Raw genomic sequence first — 18,922 nt, 5'->3', positions numbered from 1 at the left:
GGAACGATCAATCATCAAATTCAATACACCCAAACCTCAACCCGTCGATTCTTGATCCGCCCCTCATCCGCACTATTCGCCGCCACCGGCATCTGCGCTCCAAACCCGCGAACCTCACGCAACACCACGCCGTTCTTCACCAGCTCCCGCCGCACCGCCATCGCTCGCAGTTTCGATAGCAAGTCCGCGCGCGCCGGGTCGTCCTTTACATCACCAAACCCAATCAGCGTCACCGTGCGATCAGTCTTGTTTTGACGCTTTATATAGTCGAGCACCCGGGCCAGATCCTGTCGCGCCTTGTTATCCAGGCTCGCGCTGCCTTCCTCGAAACGGAAGTTCACTGTCAGACGCTGGGCGTGACGGCTGAGTGATTGGTAACCCTCGGGCATCAGCGCATTCGGTGCGACCGTCATGGCCTGAACGGTCTGGCTGATAAACCCGTTGGCCGCCACGATCGCCTGGCCCTGACGACTTTGCGCGAACGCCGCCAATGCTTTCGCCCAAGGATTCTTGCTATTCGGCGGCATATAGAAGAACAACCTGCGGGACAAGGGATAGTCCTCGGTGGCGATCAAGCTGCTCAGCGGCAGCATCGACTGCGACGCACCATCGGCAATCGCCACCGCTTTGGCCTGGCGCACGTAAGGTAAACCGATAAAACCGATGCCTTGCGGATCGGCGCTGACGGCATCGGACAATTGCTCGCTGGATTCAAACCTTTTCGCAACGCTACTCAGATTTTTCCCACGACGACTGAGGACCAATTCCTTAAACGTGTCGTAGGTGCCGGACTGATCATCGCGTGCATATAAATGAATCGCCCCGCCATGGCCGCCGAGGTCTTCCCAGGTTTTCACCTCGCCGGCAAAGATCCGCGCCAGTTGTTCGGTGTCCAGTTGCTGCAACGGGTTGTCGGGGTGAAGGATGATTGCCAGGCCATCGATGGCAATGACTTGCTCGGCTGCGGGGCTTTTCAAGTCGCCGAGCGATTGCAGGCTGAGCAGTTCGCTGTCCTTGATCGGGCGGGAGGAGGCGGCGAGGTCGGCAGCGGCGGCTTTGAGCGCAGTGAAGCCGGTGCTGGAACCGTGGGCTGCGATTTCCACCACGACGCTTTTACCTTGGGCAGACTGGCCGACGATCCGCAGTTCGTTGGCGCTGTCCGGGGTTTCGCGGTGGATCTTCAGCAGCCCTTGTTCCCGTAACAGGCCTTCGACCAACGCCGGGCCGAGTTCGGCGCCGATGGTGTTCGAGCCTTGGATGCGCAATGCCGGGCCGTTTTCAGGGATGGGCAGTGCAGCGGCGGAGACCGTCAGCCATCCACTCAAGAGAAAAACGCACAGAACACGCAGGGTCATGCCGGCACCGAATCAAGCCAAGGGGATTGCCGGGGAGATTAAGTCAGGCGCATGACCAAAAGATTACAGGTCAAAAGATCGCAGCCTGCGGCAACTCCTACAGCAAACCCATCATTCCCCTGTAGGCGTTGCCGCAGGCTGCGATCTTTTGTTTTTAGCTCAGTTCAAGCCAGATCGGCGCATGGTCCGAAGGCTTTTCCATCCCGCGCAGTTCATAGTCGACACCCGCCGCTTTCACCCGAGGCAACAAACCGTGGGAAGCGAGGATCACGTCGATGCGCAGGCCACGCTTCGGCTCGTCTTCAAACCCACGGCTGCGGTAATCGAACCAACTGAACATGTCGGTCACGTCCGGGTTCAGGTGGCGGTAGCTGTCGGTCAGGCCCCAGTTTTTCAGGCGGGCCATCCACTCGCGCTCTTCCGGCAGGAAGCTGCATTTACCGCTTTTCAGCCAGCGCTTCATGTTGTCCGGGCCGATGCCGATGTCGCAGTCTTCCGGGGAAATGTTCACATCGCCCATCACCACCAGCGGCTGTTCATTGTGGAACTGACTTTCCAGCAAGGCTTGCAGATCGCTGTAAAAGCGCTGCTTGGCGGGGAATTTTGTTGGATGGTCGCGGCTTTCGCCCTGTGGGAAATAGCCGTTCATGATCGTCACCGGCACGCCGTTGGCGTCGGCGAAAGTGCCCCAGATGAAGCGGCGCTGGGCGTCTTCTTCGTCGGTGGCAAAACCTTTGTGAATCGCGATCGGCTCCTGACGCGAGAGCAGGGCGACGCCGTAGTGACCTTTCTGGCCGTGGAAATACACGTGATAGCCCAGCGCACGTACTTCTTCCAGCGGGAACTGGTCGTCGTGGACTTTGGTTTCCTGCAGGCCGATGACGTCCGGCTGGTGTTTTTCGATCAGCGCTGCCAGCTGATGCGGACGCGCGCGCAGTCCGTTGATGTTGAAGGAAACAATCTTCATGGTCGGCAGTCCTGGCAAAAGGGCGATGCTAGCTGACATGTGGGGTGGGGGCCAGTGTGGGGTAGGGGAAATCGCTTTTGCCTGCCAGATAAATGTTGTCTGAACCGGCGTCATCGCGAGCAGGCTCACTCCTACAATTGAAATGCGTACCCCTGTAGGAGTGAGCCTGCTCGCGATTGGCGGTCGCCCGTTCGATGAAGATCCAAGGTTGGTCTATACCTGTGGGGAACTGTGCCAACGGCAATAGGTTCGTACCAACAAGAGCGCAGTCATTTTAGCCGCGCCCCGGGGAGAATCACCGTCATGCCTGAAACCCAGACCGCCATCGCTGACATTCATATGCTCGACCGCGGCTATTCCCGCGAAGCACGATCCCTGCTGTATCAGGCCTACCGCCACGAGCCGACTTTCGGCTACCTGTTCGAAGCCGAGCGTCCCGGCTACGAGCAGCGGGTGCGGGCGACGGTGCGCGAATTGGTAAAGCAACACTTCCTGCAGGATCTGCCGGCCATCGGCCTGCTGGTCAACGACCGCCTGATCGGCATCGCCCTGATCGCACCGCCGCAACGCCGTTTGGGCATCACCGAGAGCTGGGCGTGGCGCCTGCGCATGGTGCTCAGCACCGGTTTCCGCTGTACTCGCCGCTACCTGGAATATCACGATGCGGTGGCCGCGTGCGTGCCGAGCGATTCGGTGCACATGTTACCGCTGCTGGGTGTTCACCCGCAGTTCCAGGGCAAACACTTCGGTGAGCAACTGCTGACTGCCGTGCACAACTGGTGCGCGGTGGACGAAACCTCGCAAGGCGTGGTGCTCGATACCGGCAACCCGCGTTACCTGGAATTCTATAAACGTCAGGGTTATCAGGAGATTGGCGAAGTTGCCGTCGGCCCGGTGCGCGAACACGTATTTTTCCACGCCAACCCTCAGGTGTTACAAACTGCAACAGCATAGCAATCGAACTTCTTGGGAAATTTCCTCTTCTATTACGCTCCCAAGCCCGTGATAGCATTCGCGCCATGAAGTTTCCAGGAAGATTTACCAGTGGCGTGCTCATGCTGTTATCCAGCTGCGCGGCGCTGGCGCAAAGTGAATTGGATGTGCGGATCAAACCGTCCAACGATGAACTCAAGGCCAATATAGAAGGCTATATCGGCAGCCTCGGTGACCGTGACGAAGAAGCCTTGCTGCGCTTCAGTCGCGGTGCCGAAGAGCAGGCGCGCAAGGCGGCCCAGGCGTTGGGCTACTATCAGCCGCAGATCGACAGCGACGTGAAGGGCGGCGAAAAACCGCGTCTGGTGCTGAACATCGATCCCGGCGAACCGATTCGTCTGCGCAACGTCACAATCCGTGTCGACGGCCCGGCTGCCTCCTTTAAATCCTTTCGCGTGCCGAAAGCCGACGTGCTCAAGCCCGGCGCGGTGCTCAACCATGGTCGCTACGAAGACGCCAAGCGGCTGATCCAGAATCAGGCCTCGCGCTTCGGTTATTTCAGCGGCCATTTCACCAGCCAGAAACTCATGGTCGACCCGCGTGCCGGTGTCGCCGATGTTGAATTGATCTACGAAAGCGGCCCGCGTTATGCGCTGGGCAAAGTCAGTTTCGAGGGTGATACGCCGTTCGACGAAGACCTGCTGCAACGCATGGTGCCGTTCAAGGAAGGCGAGCCCTACGACTCCGAGCTGATTGCCGAACTCAACCGCGACCTGCAATCGAGCGGCTATTTCGAAGGTGTGCGCGTCGATGCCGCACCGACCACCGCGAAAAACGAGGTGATCCCGGTCGACGTCAAACTCGACACGCGCAAGCCGCGCACCATGGGCCTGGGCCTCGGTTATTCGACCGACGTCGGGCCACGGATCAAGGCCAACTGGACGCGCCATTGGGTCAATCCGCAGGGCGACAGTTATGGCTGGGAAGCCGAACTCTCGGCGCCACGGCAGAACGTCGGCCTCTTCTACGACATTCCGCTCGACCCGCCGCTGACCGACAAATTGCGTTGGGCCGGTGGTTATCAATTCGAAGACATCGAGGGTTCTGACACCCTGAGCAAGCTGCTGACCTTCGGCCCGGAATGGCACAGCAAGTTGCCCAGTGGCTGGCAACGGGTGATCTCGCTGAAATGGCAGCGCGAGGAATACGAGCTCGGTGATGACTCGGGTTTGAGTACCTTGCTGATGCCCGGCATCAGTTATTCGTACTTGAAAAGCGACAACCGCATCGACCCGCACAACGGCTATCGCCTGACCTTTGAAAGCAAAGTCGCGAAGGAAGGCCTCGGCTCGGACAACAACCTTCTATATGGCACCGCGCTGGTCAAAGGCCTGACCACGGTGTTCGACAAACACCGTTTGCTCGGCCGCGTGCAGGTCGGCGGCAGCGCCACCAACGGTTACGCGTCGGTGCCGCCGTCGCTGCGTTTCTTCGCCGGTGGCGATCAGAGCGTGCGTGGTTACGACTACCAGAGCCTGTCTCCGGAGAACTCCGACGGCAAACGTATCGGTGGCCGTTACATGGTTGCCGGCAGCGTCGAGTATCAATACTCGGTCGCCGAGAAGTGGCGGGTCGCGACCTTCGTCGACCAGGGCAACTCTTTCAACAAACTCGAACTGCCGAACCTCAAGACCGGGGTCGGTATTGGTGTGCGCTGGGTCTCGCCGGTGGGGCCGATCCGCCTCGACCTGGCCCACGCGCTGGACGACGATGGCGGCATCCGGCTGCACTTTTCCATGGGGCCTGAGCTGTGAAACGTGGTTTGAAAATAACGGCACTGACGCTTCTGGCGCTGGTGTTGTTGATTGTCTTGAGCGTCGCTGCGGTGCTGGGTACGCAGGCTGGCAGCCGTTGGGCGCTGGGTCTGGTGCCGGGTTTGAGCGTAGAAAATTTCCAGGGTCGCCTCGGCGGACAATGGAGCGCCGATCACCTGTTGTGGCAGCAAGACAGCAGCCGCGTCGAGTTGCAGAAGCCGATTTTCGCCTGGTCGCCGCTGTGCCTGACGCGCATGACCTTGTGCATCGACCAGCTCAAGGCTGATCAGGTCATTCTGCAATTCCCGCCGAGCGAAGAAACTACGCAAAGCGGTCCGATCAAACTGCCGGATCTGCAATTACCGGTGGCCCTCGAGCTGGGCGACGTGCAGGTCGGCAGCCTGTTGTTTAACGGCAGCGAACAACTCAAAGGCCTGAAACTGGCGGCGCACTGGACCGCCAAGGGCATGCAGATCGACAGCGTGCAATTGCAGCGCGACGAGCTCAGCCTGAATCTGTCCGGTCTGTTGCAACCCTCCGGTAACTGGCCACTGAACATCGCCGGTGATCTGACCCTGCCGTCGCCGGGCACCGGCCCATGGACGTTGGCGTTAAAGATCGACGGCGACCTGTTGAAAACCCTCAACCTGCACGCCGACAGCCGTGGCTACCTCGATGGCCAGTTGAGCGGCGAACTGCAACCGCTGGCGGAGAACCTGCCGGCCAAGGTGCGCATCACTTCCGAGGCGTTCAAGCCGAGCGCCGACCTGCCGGACCCCCTGCAACTCAATCAACTGGTGCTGACCGGCGAAGGCGACCTGAAAAACGGTTACCAGTTGCTCGGTAACGCCACGCTGCCGGCGGAAAAAGGCCCGGTGGCGCTGTTGCTCAAAGGCAAGGTCGACGCCAGCGGCGCGCAAATCGCCGGGCTCGACCTGAGCGCCAACGACAAGCAAAGCCTCAAGCTCACCGGCAGCGTCGACTGGAGCAAAGGCATCACGGCTCAAGCCAACATCAATTGGCAGGACTTCCCGTGGCATCGGCTCTACAACGAAATCGACGAGCCGCAAGTCGCCTTGCGCACCTTCAATGGCGAAGTCTCCTACACCGACGGTCAGTACATCGGTAACTTCGCCGCCGCGCTGGATGGCCCGGCGGGGGCGTTCAGCCTGAGCAGTCCGTTCAGTGGCAGCCTTAAACAGATCGCACTGCCGCAACTGAAAATGGAAGCCGGGCAGGGCAAGGCCGAAGGGCATGTGAACGTGCAGTTCGCCGACGGCATCGCCTGGGACACGGCGCTGGATCTGTCAGCGCTCAACCCGGCGTACTGGGTCGCGGAGCTGCCGGGCACCTTGGCCGGGCCACTGAAAAGCAAAGGCGAAATGAAGAACGAGCGCTTGAGCCTCACCGCCGACCTCGATCTGAAAGGCAAACTGCGCGGCCAACCGGCGATCCTGCAAGCCAAGGCTGACGGTGCGGGCGAGCAGTGGAATCTCAACGCCCTGCAAATCCGCCTCGGCGACAACAGCATCATCGGCAAGGGCAGCCTGCAACAGAAACTCACCGGGCAGATCGACATCAAACTGTCGCGTCTGGCCCAGCTCTGGCCGCAATTGCGCGGGCAGATCAACGGCCAGGTCAACGTAGCCGGTACGCTGAAAGCGCCGCAAGGCAAGCTAGGTCTGCAAGGTTCGCAACTGGCCTTCCAGGACAATCGCCTGCAAAGCCTCAACCTCGACGCCACCCTCGACAGTGCGCAACGGGCGAAGATCGATCTGAAGGGTTCTGGCATTCAGGCCGGCGACACGTCGCTGGGTACACTGACCGCCAGTGCCCAAGGCGACATCAAGAGCCAGAAACTCAACCTCGATCTGCTCGGGCCGAAACTGAAACTGGCGTTGGGCCTGGACGGCAATCTCGACAAGGGCAACTGGCGTGGACGCTTGGCCAGCGGTGACATTCAGGCCGGTGGCCAGGACTGGAAGCTGCAAAACCCAGCGAAACTCGAACGTCTGGCCGACGGCAAAATCAACTTTGGCGCCCACTGCTGGATGTCCGGCAGCGCCAGCCTCTGCGGTGAAGATCAACGGCTGATGCCCGATCCGAAACTGCGCTACCACCTCAAGCAATTCCCGATTGAGAGTCTGGCGCAGTGGCTGCCCAAGGATTTCGCCTGGCAGGGCAAGCTCAACGCCGATCTGCAACTGGACGTGCCGGCCAGCGGCCCGAACGGTGTGATCAGCGTCGATGCCAGTGGCGGCACGCTGCGCATGCGTGAGAAAGATCAGTGGCTGGATTTCCCGTACCAGACCCTCAAGCTCACCAGCAAACTCTCGCCGAAGCGTATCGACACCGACCTCAACTTCGTCGGCGGCAAACTCGGCGAATTGATGGTGCAGGCGCAACTCAATCCGTTGCCGAAGAACAAGCCGCTGAGCGGCTCGTTCCGCTTGAGTGGGCTGGATCTGTCGGTGGCGCGGCCGTTTGTGCCGATGGTCGAGAAACTCACCGGGCGCTTGAACGGTAGCGGCACGATTTCCGGTGGGCTACTGGCACCGCTGGTCAACGGTACGGTGCAGCTCAGCGACGGCGAAGTGTCGGGTGCCGAGTTGCCGATGGAACTCAACAATCTGCAACTGCAAGCCGTGATTGCCGGTGAGTCGGTGCGTCTGGACGGCGGCTGGAAAAGTGGCAAGGCCGGGCAGGGCAGTCTGAACGGCAACGTCGCCTGGGGTCAGGCGCTGGTGGTTGATCTCGCTTTGAAAGGTACGCAACTGCCGGTCACCGTCGAGCCATACGCCAACCTTGAAGTGGCGCCCGACCTGAAGATTTCCATGGCCGGTGATGAGCTGAAGATTGCCGGCAAAGTGCTGGTGCCCAAAGGCGAAATCACCGTGCGCGAATTGCCGCCATCGACGGTGAAAGTCTCCGATGACACGATCATCGTCGGCGCGCAGACCGAAGAGGGCAAACCACCGATGGCCATGAAAATGGACATCGATGTAGTCGTCGGCGAAGACAAACTCAGCTTCGCCGGCTTCGGCCTGACCGCCAACCTGCAAGGTCAGGTGCACATCGGCGACAACATGGACACCCGTGGCGAGTTGTGGCTCAACGACGGACGTTACCGCGCCTACGGCCAGCGTCTGACGGTGCGGCGTGCACGTCTGCTGTTTGCAGGCCCCCTCGATCAGCCGTATCTGGACATCGAGGCGATTCGCCAGACTGACGACGTGATCGCCGGTATTCGCCTGAGCGGCAGTGCCGAGCAGCCGACTACGCAGATCTTCTCGGAACCGGCGATGAGCCAGGAACAGGCGCTGTCCTACCTCGTTCTTGGTCGTCCGCTGAGTACCAGCGGCGAAGACAACAACATGCTCGCGCAAGCGGCGTTGGGTCTCGGCTTGATGGGCAGCTCCGGGGTGACGAGCAGTCTGGCCAAGGACTTGGGCATTCAGGATTTCCAGCTCGACACCCAGGGCAGCGGCAACACCACCAGCGTGGTGGCCAGCGGCAACATTTCCGAAAAACTCAGTTTGCGTTATGGCGTCGGCGTGTTTGAACCGGCCAGCACCATTGCCCTGCGTTACAAACTGAGCAAGAAGGTTTACCTCGAAGCGGCCAGTGGCGTCGCGAGTTCGCTGGATATCTTCTACAAGCGCGATTTCTGATTCACCTCTGAAAAATCAAAAGATCGCAGCCATCGGCAGCTTCAACAAGGGTTTACTCAATCCCTGTAGGCGCTGCCGATGGCTGCGATCTTTTGCTTTTGGCTTCTGAAGCACCACCGCCTATCCGCCAATTACAAAGCCTCCTAACTATTTGTTTGACATTCGCTGCCTAGGCAGTAACATCTCGACATACATTCACTGCCTAGGCAGTTATTAGGTGAGCAAATGAAGCATTTCACCCCGGACGAATTCAAACACTGCCATCTCGGCCTGTTGCTTGGCCGTGCTGCGCTGCTCAAGGACCGGATCATCGACACCCACATGGAACCCCACGGCATCACCGCCGCGCAGTTCAAGGTGTTGATCATCATGGCCCAGTTCGGCGTCGACACTCCGGCCGAGCTGTGCCGGCACCTGTCGCTGGACAGCGGTTCGATGACGCGCATGCTCGATCGTCTGGAGCAGAAAGGTTTCCTGGTTCGCCAACGCAGCGAAGGCGATCGCCGTCAGGTGCAGTTGAAACTGACCGAGCAAGGCCAGCAACTGGCCGATCGCCTGCCGCACATCGGCGCCGATGCAATGAATGAATTGGCCGGCGCCGTCACTCCGGACGAGTTGAAGACCCTGGAATACATCCTCAAGAAAATTCTGCTGGCAGCCGGTGACCCGATCACCATCCAGCGGTTAGGTGAACACAATGAGCGGTAAAACCTTGCGCAGCAGCCTGACACTCGTGCTGTCGGCGATGATCCTCGCCGGTTGCGCCAACTACAGCGGCCTCGACACCCAAGGCAAAAATCTTGATGCGCAAAGCCTGAAAGTCGGCCAATCCCTCAACGGCGTAACCCTGTCGCCCGCCGCGTGGCCGAAAAGCGACTGGTGGACCAGCCTCGGCGATCCGCAACTCGACGGTTTGATCCGCGAAGCGCTGCACGACAGCCCGGACATGCAGATCGCTGAAGCCCGCGCCCATCAGGCCAGCGCCGCTGCGTATGCCGCCGATGCCGCGCGTTATCCGACCCTCGACGCCAGCGCCGGCATCAGCCGTTCGCGTCTGGCCAAGGATCAGGATCCGCGAGGGCAGGGCGATGCCTACGCCACCGTGCGCAATGTCAGCGCCGGCTTCAATTACAACTTCGATTTGTGGGGCGGTCAGCGTGACGCCTGGGAAGCCGCACTCGGTCAGGCCCGTGCCGCCGAAGTCGATCGTCAGGCTGCACAGCTGACCCTCGCCGCCGACGTGGCCCGGGCTTACAGCGATCTCGGTCAGGCGCACATCGTCTATGACCTGGCCAACGAAGACCTCAAGCGCACCAAACAGATGCTCGATCTGAGCCAGCGTCGCCTGAGTTCCGGGATCGACAGCCAGTATCAGTTCCAGCAAACGCAAAGCCTGGAAGCCAGTTCCGAAGCCAGCCTGATCGATGCGGAAAAACGCCTGAACAGCGCGAAAATCACCTTGGCCGTGTTGCTCGGCAAAGGCCCGGATCGCGGCAATGAAATCGCCCGGCCAAAAGTGTTGCAGGCCAGCGCCGTGGCGGTGCCGTCGGTGTTACCGGCGGAACTGCTCGGTCGTCGCCCGGATCTGGTTGCCGCCCGCTGGCGGGTAGAAGCGGCGAGCAAGGACATCGACTCGGCGAAGACCCAGTTCTATCCGAACCTGAACCTGACGGCCTCGGCCGGCGCCGAATCCCTTTTGGGTGACGCAATGTTCGGTTCGGCCAGTCGCTTCTTCAATATTGCCCCGACCATTTCGGTGCCGATCTTCGATGGCGGACGCCTGCGTGCCAACCTCGATGCGCGCGACGCCGATTACGACCTGGCGGTGGCGCAGTACAACAAAAGTCTGGTGAAAGCACTGGGCGATGTCAGCGACACGATCAATCAGTTGCGTGACATCGGCCGGCAGATCGGCGCGCAGCAACACGCCACCGACATTGCTCAGGACTCTTACAACACCGTCGTCCAGCGTTACGGTTCCGGCATCGGCAACTACCTGGACGTGCTCAGCATCGAGCAGCAATTGCTCCAGGCCCAGCGTCAATTGGCCAACCTCAATGCCGAGCAGATCGACCTGTCGATTCAACTGATGCAAGCGCTGGGCGGCGGCTTCCAGGGGCAGACCCTGACCGCAGCCAACGCCACCCCAGCCACGTCGCACAACTAATTCAAGGTATTTGTCATGGCCACTGCCGAAAACACTCAAGCTCCAGACAACACCCCAGACACCGGCAATCCGCGCAAACGCAAAGTGATGCTGCTGGTGCTGGCGGTTATCGTCCTCCTCGCTGTTGGCGGCGTCTGGGCGTATCACGAATTCATCGGGCGCTTTAACGAAAGCACCGACGACGCCTACGTCAACGGCAACGTCGTGGAAATCACTCCGCTGGTGACCGGCACCGTGGTCAGCATCGGCGCTGACGATGGCGACCTGGTTCACGAAGGTCAGGTGCTGATCAACTTCGACCCTAACGACGCTGAAGTCGGCCTGCAAAGTGCTCAGGCCAAACTGGCGCGCACCGTGCGTCAGGTGCGTGGCTTGTACAGCAACGTCGATGGCATGAAAGCCCAGGTCAATGCGCAACAGGCTGAAGTGCAGAAGGCGCAGGACAACTTCAATCGCCGGAAGAATCTCGCCGCTGGCGGGGCGATTTCCCAGGAAGAACTGTCCCACGCTCGCGATGACCTGACCTCGGCGCAAAACGCCCTGGCCAACGCCAAACAGCAACTGAAAACCAGCAGCGCGCTGGTCGATGACACCGTGGTGTCGTCGCACCCGGACGTGATGTCGGCTGCTGCGGATCTGCGTCAGGCCTACCTGACCAATGCGCGCAGCACCTTGATCGCGCCAGTCACCGGTTACGTCGCCAAACGCACCGTGCAACTCGGTCAGCGCGTACAACCGGGCACCGCGCTGATGGCGGTGATTCCACTGGATCAACTGTGGATCGATGCCAACTTCAAGGAAACCCAACTGCGTGACATGCGCATCGGTCAGCCAGTCGACATCGAGTCCGACATCTACGGCAGCGACGTGAAATACAGCGGCACCGTCGACAGCCTCGGCGCCGGCACCGGCAGCGCGTTTGCCTTGTTGCCTGCGCAGAACGCCACCGGTAACTGGATCAAGATCGTTCAGCGTGTGCCGGTGCGGATTCACATCAACGCCGAAGAACTGGCCAAGCACCCGCTGCGGGTGGGCCTGTCGACCAACGTCGAAGTCAATCTGCACGACCAGAGCGGCCCGGTACTGGCTCAGCAACCACCGCAGAAAGCCTCGTTCAGCACCAACGTCTACGACCGTCAACTGGCCGAAGCCGACGCGATGATCGCTCAGCTGATCCACGACAACAGCGCTGCGGCCAGCAAAACCGCGCAACGCTGATTCACCGCTAACCCTGTGGGAGCAGTCTTTGTGGTGAAGAGATTCATCTGGGAAGAAGGGATTCTTCTGTAGAGAAAGGATGCATCTGTGGCGAGGGGATTTATCCCCGATGGACTGCGAAGCAGGCCCGTCTTTTTAGGACCAAAAGAGGGGCCGCTTCGCGACCCATCGGGGATAAATCCCCTCGCCACAAAAGCTCCCTCATCACAAAAGCGTGTTCCCACAAGGGCTGCTGTGTCTGTAACAGACGCAGCGTCAACTTTGTTCCAAAGGATTCACAATGAGCAATAACGCCTCTTTCACGCCGCCCAGCCTGTTGCTCAGCACCATCGGCCTGTCGCTGGCGACCTTCATGCAAGTGCTCGACACCACCATCGCCAACGTGGCATTGCCGACGATTTCCGGCAACCTGGGGGTGAGTTCGGAGCAGGGCACCTGGGTGATCACCTCGTTTGCCGTGAGCAACGCCATTGCGCTGCCGCTGACCGGTTGGCTCAGTCGGCGTTTCGGTGAGGTGAAGCTGTTTCTCTGGGCCACCATTCTGTTTGTGCTGGCCTCGTTTCTCTGCGGTATCTCGACGTCGATGCCCGAGTTGATCGGCTTCCGCGTGCTGCAAGGCCTGGTGGCCGGGCCGCTTTATCCGATGACACAAACCCTGTTGATCGCCGTTTATCCCCCCGCGAAACGGGGGATGGCTTTGGCGTTGCTGGCGATGGTCACGGTGGTCGCACCAATTGCCGGGCCGATTCTCGGTGGCTGGATCACTGACAGTTACAGCTGGCCGTGGATCTTTTTCATCAACGTGCCGATCGGGATCTTTGCGGTGATGGTGGTGCGTTCGCAACTGGCCAAGCGGCCGGTGGTGACCAGTCGTCAGCCGATGGATTACGTTGGGCTGATCTCGCTGATCATCGGCGTCGGTGCCTTGCAGGTGATCCTCGACAAAGGCAATGACCTGGACTGGTTCGAATCGAACTTCATCATCATCGGCGCAGCGATTTCGGTGATTGCCCTGGCGGTGTTCGTCATCTGGGAAATGACTGACCAGCATCCGGTGGTGAATCTGCGGCTGTTCGCGCACCGTAACTTCCGTATCGGCACGATTGTGCTGGTGTTGGGTTACGCCGGGTTCTTCGGCATCAACCTGATCCTGCCGCAGTGGTTGCAGACGCAAATGGGTTACACCGCGACCTGGGCGGGTCTGGCTGTGGCGCCGATCGGCATTCTGCCGGTGCTGCTGTCGCCGTTTGTCGGCAAGTACGCGAACAAGTTCGACCTGCGCTTGCTCGCCGGGCTGGCGTTTCTGGCGATTGGCCTGAGCTGCTTCATGCGCGCCGGGTTCACCAATGAAGTGGACTTCCAGCACATCGCTCTGGTGCAACTGTTCATGGGCATTGGTGTGGCGCTGTTCTTCATGCCGACCTTGAGCATTCTGATGTCGGACTTGCCGCCGAGCCAGATTGCCGACGGTGCGGGCCTGGCGACCTTCCTGCGGACACTGGGCGGCAGCTTTGCCGCGTCGTTGACCACGTGGATCTGGATTCGCCGGGCTGATCAGCATCACGCGTACATGAGTGAAAGCATCAGTACGTATGAGCCGGCGACGCGCGAGACCTTGAATCATCTAGGCGGCGCGAGCCAATCGGCTTATGCGCAGATGGATCAGATCCTCACCAGCCAGGCGTACATGCTCTCCACCGTGGATTACTTCACGCTGCTGGGTTGGGGGTTCATGGGGTTGATTCTGATTGTGTGGCTGGCGAAGCCGCCGTTTGCGGCGAAGGCAGGGCCGGCTGCTTCCGGGCATTAAGGTCAAAAGCCCCTCTCCCGGAGGGAGAGGGGACTGACCGTGGTGGATGTTCGGGATACATCGACCTGACAGACTTCAGTCGAACTCAGGTTTTGAAAAGCACAGAGATCGGCTCCCTTTCCCCCTCGCCCCCCTGGGGGAGAGGGCTGGGGTGAGGGGGTAGCGATCTTCAGCCGTGCGGCAAAGCCAGCGGCGGGGCGAAGTCGAATGGCGCTAACGCATAGCCGTTCTCATCCACCTGCAACGCCCAACCCTGACGATCCCAATCCCCCAGCACAATCCGCTTCGCCGCTTGCTCACCGAGCTGCAGCTTATGGATCGCCGGGCGATGGGTGTGCCCGTGAATCAGGGTTTTCACGCCGAATGCCTGCATGATCCGCGGAATCTCTTGCGGCGTGACATCGACAATGTCATTGGCCTTCATCCGCACCTGCGCCCGGCTTTCGCTGCGCAGCTTGCGCGCGAGTTTGTGGCGGGTGCTTAAAGGCAGGTTCCGCAGGATAAACAGGGTGATCGGGTTGCGCAGGTAACGACGCAGCTTCATATAGCCGACGTCGCGGGTGCAGAGGCTGTCGCCGTGCATCAACAGCACCGGTTCGCCGTAAAACTGCACGACACTCGGGTCCTTCAACAACGTGCAGCCGGCCTGTTTGCAGAAGGCCTTGCCGAGCATGAAGTCGCGATTGCCGTGCATCAGAAAAATGGCCGTGCCGCTGTCGCTCAATTCGCGCAGGGCCTGGCAGATGGAGCGCTGGAAGGGCGTCATGGCATCGTCGCCAATCCACGCCTCGAAGAAGTCGCCCAGAATGTACAACGCACTCGCCGAGCGGGCGCGTCCGGCGAGCAAATCCAGAAACGCCCGGGTTATGTCCGGGCGCTCCTCTTCCAGATGCAAGTCTGAAATCAGCAATATCACGCTTCGATGATCTCGGCTTTCTCGATGATCACGTCGTCTGCTGGTACGTCTTGGTGGCCGGCCTTGGAAGTGGTCGAAACACCTTTGATCTTGTCGACAACGTCGGTACCGGCGGTCACTTTACCGAACACGGCGTAACCCCAGCCTTGGGTGGTCTTGGCGCTGTGGTTCAGGAAGCTGTTGTCAGCCACGTTGATGAAGAACTGCGCGGAAGCCGAATGCGGCTCCATGGTGCGCGCCATGGCAACGGTGTACTTGTCGTTGGAAAGACCGTTGTCAGCTTCGTTCTGGATGCTTGGACGCTTGTCTTTCTTTTCCTTCATGCCTGGCTCAAAACCGCCGCCCTGGATCATGAAGTTACCGATTACACGGTGGAAAACAGTGTTTTCGTAGTGACCGGCGTTAACGTACTCGATGAAGTTGGCGACGGTGGTCGGCGCCTTTTCAGCATTCAGTTCGATGACGATGTCGCCATGGTTGGTGGTCAGTTTGACTTGAGTCATGGTCATTACTCTTCATAAGGAATTCGTGGTTATCGGACATTGAGCCCCAAAACCGGTTCAGCCTGCTTTGGCCAAGGTGCGCAGTTTAGCGTGACAGGCGCGAATTTCGAGGCTGTTTTTCAATTCCCGGCGATTAAATGCGTTCCTTTATAGGGCCTGCTCTGTCAGCCCCTTGACAGCATCGGCTATGATAGCGGCTTTGTTTTGTCTGGCCCCTCTCTGCGGCCGCGCACATGTAAGTCAAGGATCCTATGAGCAAGCCCACTGTCGACCCTACCTCGAATGCCAAGTCCGGCCCCGCCGTGCCGGTCAACTTCCTGCGGCCGATCATCCAGGCAGACCTGGACTCGGGCAAGCACACTCAGATCGTCACCCGTTTCCCGCCTGAGCCCAACGGCTACCTGCACATCGGCCACGCCAAATCGATCTGCGTGAACTTCGGCCTGGCCCAGGAGTTCGGCGGCGTCACGCATCTGCGTTTTGACGACACCAACCCGGCCAAGGAAGATCAGGAATACATCGACGCGATCGAAAGCGACGTCAAATGGCTGGGCTTCGAATGGTCCGGCGAAGTGCGCTACGCCTCGCAGTATTTCGACCAGTTGCACGACTGGGCGGTCGAGTTGATCAAGGCTGGCAAGGCCTACGTTGACGACCTGACCCCTGAGCAAGCCAAGGAATACCGTGGCAGCCTGACCGAGCCGGGCAAGAACAGCCCGTTCCGCGACCGTTCGGTTGAAGAGAACCTCGACTGGTTCGCCCGCATGCGCGCCGGTGAGTTCCCGGACGGCGCCCGTGTGCTGCGTGCCAAGATCGACATGGCCTCGCCGAACATGAACCTGCGCGACCCGATCATGTACCGCATCCGCCACGCTCATCACCATCAGACCGGTGACAAGTGGTGCATCTACCCGAACTACGACTTCACCCACGGTCAGTCGGACGCCATCGAAGGCATCACTCACTCGATCTGCACCCTGGAGTTCGAAAGCCATCGTCCACTGTACGAGTGGTTCCTCGACGCCTTGCCAGTGCCGGCGCACCCGCGTCAGTACGAGTTCAGCCGCCTGAACCTGAACTACACCATCACCAGCAAGCGCAAGCTGAAACAACTGGTCGATGAAAAGCACGTCAATGGCTGGGACGATCCGCGCATGTCCACGCTGTCGGGCTTCCGCCGCCGTGGCTACACGCCGAAATCGATCCGCAACTTCTGCGACATGATCGGCACCAACCGTTCCGACGGCGTGGTTGACTTCGGCATGCTCGAATTCAGCATCCGTGACGACCTTGATCACAGCGCACCGCGCGCCATGTGCGTGCTGCGCCCGCTGAAAGTCGTGATCACCAACTACCCGGAAGGCCAGGTCGAGAACCTCGAACTGCCGCGCCACCCGAAAGAAGACATGGGCGTGCGCGCTCTGCCATTCGCCCGGGAAATCTACATCGACCGTGAAGACTTCATGGAAGAGCCGCCGAAGGGCTACAAGCGCCTGGAAGCCGGTGGTGAAGTGCGTCTGCGCGGCAGCTACGTGATCCGTGCCGACGAAGCGATCAAGGACGCCGACGGCAACATCGTCGAACTGCGTTGCTCGTACGACCCGGAAACCCTCGGCAAGAACCCTGAGGGCCGTAAGGTCAAAGGCGTGGTGCACTGGGTGCCGGCCGCTGCCAGCGTCGAGTGCGAAGTGCGTCTGTACGATCGTCTGTTCCGTTCGGCCAACCCTGAGAAGGCCGAAGACAGCGCGAGTTTCCTCGACAACATCAACCCTGACTCACTGCAAGTGCTGACCGGTTGTCGTGCTGAGCCATCGCTTGGCAATGCACAGCCGGAAGACCGTTTCCAGTTCGAGCGCGAAGGCTACTTCGTCGCGGACATCAAGGACTCGAAACCAGGTCAGCCGGTATTCAACCGTACCGTGACCCTGCGTGATTCGTGGGGCCAGTGATTCAGCGTCAAGGAAATTAAAGTGCTGACGATCTACAACACGCTCACCAAGAGCAAAGAAGTCTTCAAGCCGCTCGATGGCAACAACGTGCGCATCTACGTCTGCGGGATGACCGTGTACGACTACTGCCACCTGGGCCACGGCCGCAGCATGGTCGCGTTCGACCTGGTGACCCGCTGGTTGCGGTTCAGCGGTTACAACCTGACCTACGTGCGTAACATCACCGACATCGACGACAAGATCATCAACCGGGCCAACGAGAACGGCGAATCGTTCGAAGCGTTGACCGAGCGCATGATCGCGGCGATGCACGAAGACGAAGCGCGCCTGAACATCAAGAAGCCGGACATGGAGCCGCGCGCCACGGATCACATTCCGGGCATGCACGCGATGATCCAGACCCTGATCGACAAGGGCTACGCCTACGCCCCGGGCAATGGCGACGTGTACTACCGCGTCGGCAAGTTCATGGGTTACGGCAAGCTGTCGCGCAAGAAGATCGAAGACCTGCGCATCGGTGCGCGGATCGAGGTCGACGAAGCCAAGGAAGATCCGCTGGACTTCGTGCTGTGGAAAGGCGTCAAGCCGGGCGAGCCGAGCTGGGAATCGCCGTGGGGCGCCGGGCGTCCGGGCTGGCACATCGAGTGCTCGGTGATGTCCACCTGCTGCCTGGGTGAGACGTTCGACATTCATGGCGGCGGCAGCGATCTGGAATTCCCGCACCACGAAAACGAAATCGCCCAGAGCGAAGCAGCCACCGGCAAGACCTACGCCAACGCGTGGATGCATTGCGGCATGATTCGCATCAATGGCGAGAAGATGTCCAAGTCTTTGAACAACTTCTTCACCATTCGCGACGTGCTCGACAAGTACCACCCGGAAGTCGTGCGTTACCTGCTGGTGTCGAGCCACTACCGCAGCGCGATCAACTACTCGGAAGACAACCTCAAGGACGCCAAAGGCGCCCTCGAGCGTTTCTACCACGCGTTGAAAGGCCTGCCGACTGTGGCGCCGGCCGGCGGCGAAGCGTTCGTCGAGCGTTTCACCTCGGTGATGAACGACGACTTCGGTACGCCGGAAGCCTGCGCGGTGCTGTTCGAGATGGTGCGTGAGATCAACCGTCTGCGTGAGAGCGATCTCAATGCAGCGGCCGGTCTGGCGGCGCGTCTGAAAGAACTGGCCAGTGTGCTGGGCGTGTTGCAATTGGAAGCCGATGATTTCTTGCAGGCGGGCGCTGAAGGGCGTGTCGATGCGGCTGAAGTCGATGCGCTGATTGCGGCGCGTCTGGCGGCACGGGCCGGTAAGGACTGGGCTGAGTCCGACCGCATCCGCGACCAGCTCACCGCCATGGGCGTGGTGCTGGAAGATGGCAAGGGCGGCACGACCTGGCGTCTGGCTGACTGATCGTCTGATCTGCTTTAAAACAAAACCCGCCTGGTGCGGGTTTTTGTTTGGCTGCGAAGAAGAGCCCCTCACCCTAACCCTCTCCCGGAGGGAGAGGGGGACTGAATGGGGGATATTCAAGAAATACGCCGACCTGAAAGGTTTTCTCCGAATCCATAATCCACGCAATCTCTCAGGTCGATGTACAACGCCAGACACCTCGGTCGGCTCCCTCT

The 18,922-nt window shown here is 60.0% G+C and carries 13 protein-coding genes; 9 read left to right on the top strand and 4 right to left on the bottom strand.

The genetic code is table 11. From position 1 onward, the window contains the following. Window positions 1-20: 20 nt before the first annotated feature. Together ACA043_RS18485 and xthA are read right to left on the bottom strand one after the other, a co-directional pair. Window positions 21-1,355, bottom strand: a complete 1,335-nt coding sequence (locus ACA043_RS18485) for a phosphate ABC transporter substrate-binding/OmpA family protein (protein ID WP_187680442.1) — start codon at window positions 1,353-1,355, stop codon at window positions 21-23. Window positions 1,356-1,509: 154 nt separating this feature from the next. Continuing rightward, on the bottom strand, window positions 1,510-2,322 hold the full coding sequence (gene xthA / locus ACA043_RS18480) for an exodeoxyribonuclease III (RefSeq protein WP_497657631.1): 813 nt from the start codon (window positions 2,320-2,322) through the stop codon (window positions 1,510-1,512). Window positions 2,323-2,625: 303 nt separating this feature from the next. Here xthA and ACA043_RS18475 point away from each other — a divergent pair, with 303 nt between their 5' ends. The 7 genes from ACA043_RS18475 (at window position 2,626) to ACA043_RS18445 (ending at window position 13,935) form a co-directional block, all read left to right on the top strand. Beyond that, a complete protein-coding gene (locus ACA043_RS18475) occupies window positions 2,626-3,276 on the top strand; it encodes a GNAT family N-acetyltransferase (protein ID WP_187681035.1) in 651 nt (216 codons plus the stop codon). A 65-nt stretch (window positions 3,277-3,341) separates the two neighbouring features. Next, the gene (locus ACA043_RS18470; protein WP_489880279.1) at window positions 3,342-5,069 is read left to right on the top strand and encodes an autotransporter assembly complex protein TamA; all 1,728 of its coding nucleotides are present in this window, start codon (window positions 3,342-3,344) and stop codon (window positions 5,067-5,069) included. Continuing rightward, window positions 5,066-8,740, top strand: a complete 3,675-nt coding sequence (locus ACA043_RS18465; RefSeq protein WP_497657630.1) for a translocation/assembly module TamB domain-containing protein — start codon at window positions 5,066-5,068, stop codon at window positions 8,738-8,740. Before ACA043_RS18470 ends, ACA043_RS18465 begins: the two co-directional genes overlap by 4 nt. A 225-nt stretch (window positions 8,741-8,965) precedes the next feature. Then, complete coding sequence (locus tag ACA043_RS18460) at window positions 8,966-9,448, top strand: MarR family winged helix-turn-helix transcriptional regulator (RefSeq protein ID WP_150592326.1); 483 nt, start codon at window positions 8,966-8,968, stop codon at window positions 9,446-9,448. Continuing rightward, window positions 9,438-10,907 (top strand): efflux transporter outer membrane subunit, encoded by a 1,470-nt coding sequence (locus ACA043_RS18455; RefSeq protein WP_497657629.1) that lies wholly within the window; start codon window positions 9,438-9,440, stop codon window positions 10,905-10,907. Before ACA043_RS18460 ends, ACA043_RS18455 begins: the two co-directional genes overlap by 11 nt. A 15-nt stretch (window positions 10,908-10,922) precedes the next feature. Further along, on the top strand, window positions 10,923-12,125 hold the full coding sequence (locus tag ACA043_RS18450; protein ID WP_187681031.1) for an HlyD family secretion protein: 1,203 nt from the start codon (window positions 10,923-10,925) through the stop codon (window positions 12,123-12,125). 280 nt (window positions 12,126-12,405) lie between these two features. After that, window positions 12,406-13,935, top strand: a complete 1,530-nt coding sequence (locus ACA043_RS18445) for a DHA2 family efflux MFS transporter permease subunit (protein ID WP_489880276.1) — start codon at window positions 12,406-12,408, stop codon at window positions 13,933-13,935. A 169-nt stretch (window positions 13,936-14,104) separates the two neighbouring features. Here ACA043_RS18445 and lpxH read toward each other — a convergent pair whose 3' ends face one another. Continuing rightward, window positions 14,105-14,851 (bottom strand): UDP-2,3-diacylglucosamine diphosphatase, encoded by a 747-nt coding sequence (gene lpxH, locus ACA043_RS18440; protein ID WP_401268606.1) that lies wholly within the window; start codon window positions 14,849-14,851, stop codon window positions 14,105-14,107. Next, window positions 14,848-15,354 (bottom strand): peptidylprolyl isomerase, encoded by a 507-nt coding sequence (locus tag ACA043_RS18435; protein ID WP_187681028.1) that lies wholly within the window; start codon window positions 15,352-15,354, stop codon window positions 14,848-14,850. Before ACA043_RS18435 ends, lpxH begins: the two co-directional genes overlap by 4 nt. Before the next feature lie 251 nt (window positions 15,355-15,605). Here ACA043_RS18435 and ACA043_RS18430 point away from each other — a divergent pair, with 251 nt between their 5' ends. Together ACA043_RS18430 and cysS are read left to right on the top strand one after the other, a co-directional pair. Continuing rightward, window positions 15,606-17,303, top strand: a complete 1,698-nt coding sequence (locus ACA043_RS18430) for a glutamine--tRNA ligase/YqeY domain fusion protein (protein WP_187681027.1) — start codon at window positions 15,606-15,608, stop codon at window positions 17,301-17,303. A gap of 21 nt (window positions 17,304-17,324) precedes the next feature. Beyond that, the gene (cysS, locus tag ACA043_RS18425) at window positions 17,325-18,707 is read left to right on the top strand and encodes a cysteine--tRNA ligase (protein WP_497657628.1); all 1,383 of its coding nucleotides are present in this window, start codon (window positions 17,325-17,327) and stop codon (window positions 18,705-18,707) included. The last annotated feature ends 215 nt before the right edge of the window (window positions 18,708-18,922 follow it).

This window comes from Pseudomonas sp. LBUM1648 (assembly GCF_059716145.1).
This window is presented reverse-complemented; position numbering and strand designations above follow the sequence as displayed.

Coding starts and splice junctions, on each gene's coding strand:
- ACA043_RS18485 (WP_187680442.1), bottom strand. CDS start 1,355: ATGACCCTGCGTGTTCTGTGCGTTTTTCTCTTGAGTGGATGGCTGACG.
- xthA (WP_497657631.1), bottom strand. CDS start 2,322: ATGAAGATTGTTTCCTTCAACATCAACGGACTGCGCGCGCGTCCGCAT.
- ACA043_RS18475 (WP_187681035.1), top strand. CDS start 2,626: ATGCCTGAAACCCAGACCGCCATCGCTGACATTCATATGCTCGACCGC.
- ACA043_RS18470 (WP_489880279.1), top strand. CDS start 3,342: ATGAAGTTTCCAGGAAGATTTACCAGTGGCGTGCTCATGCTGTTATCC.
- ACA043_RS18460 (WP_150592326.1), top strand. CDS start 8,966: ATGAAGCATTTCACCCCGGACGAATTCAAACACTGCCATCTCGGCCTG.
- ACA043_RS18455 (WP_497657629.1), top strand. CDS start 9,438: ATGAGCGGTAAAACCTTGCGCAGCAGCCTGACACTCGTGCTGTCGGCG.
- ACA043_RS18450 (WP_187681031.1), top strand. CDS start 10,923: ATGGCCACTGCCGAAAACACTCAAGCTCCAGACAACACCCCAGACACC.
- ACA043_RS18445 (WP_489880276.1), top strand. CDS start 12,406: ATGAGCAATAACGCCTCTTTCACGCCGCCCAGCCTGTTGCTCAGCACC.
- ACA043_RS18435 (WP_187681028.1), bottom strand. CDS start 15,354: ATGACTCAAGTCAAACTGACCACCAACCATGGCGACATCGTCATCGAA.
- ACA043_RS18430 (WP_187681027.1), top strand. CDS start 15,606: ATGAGCAAGCCCACTGTCGACCCTACCTCGAATGCCAAGTCCGGCCCC.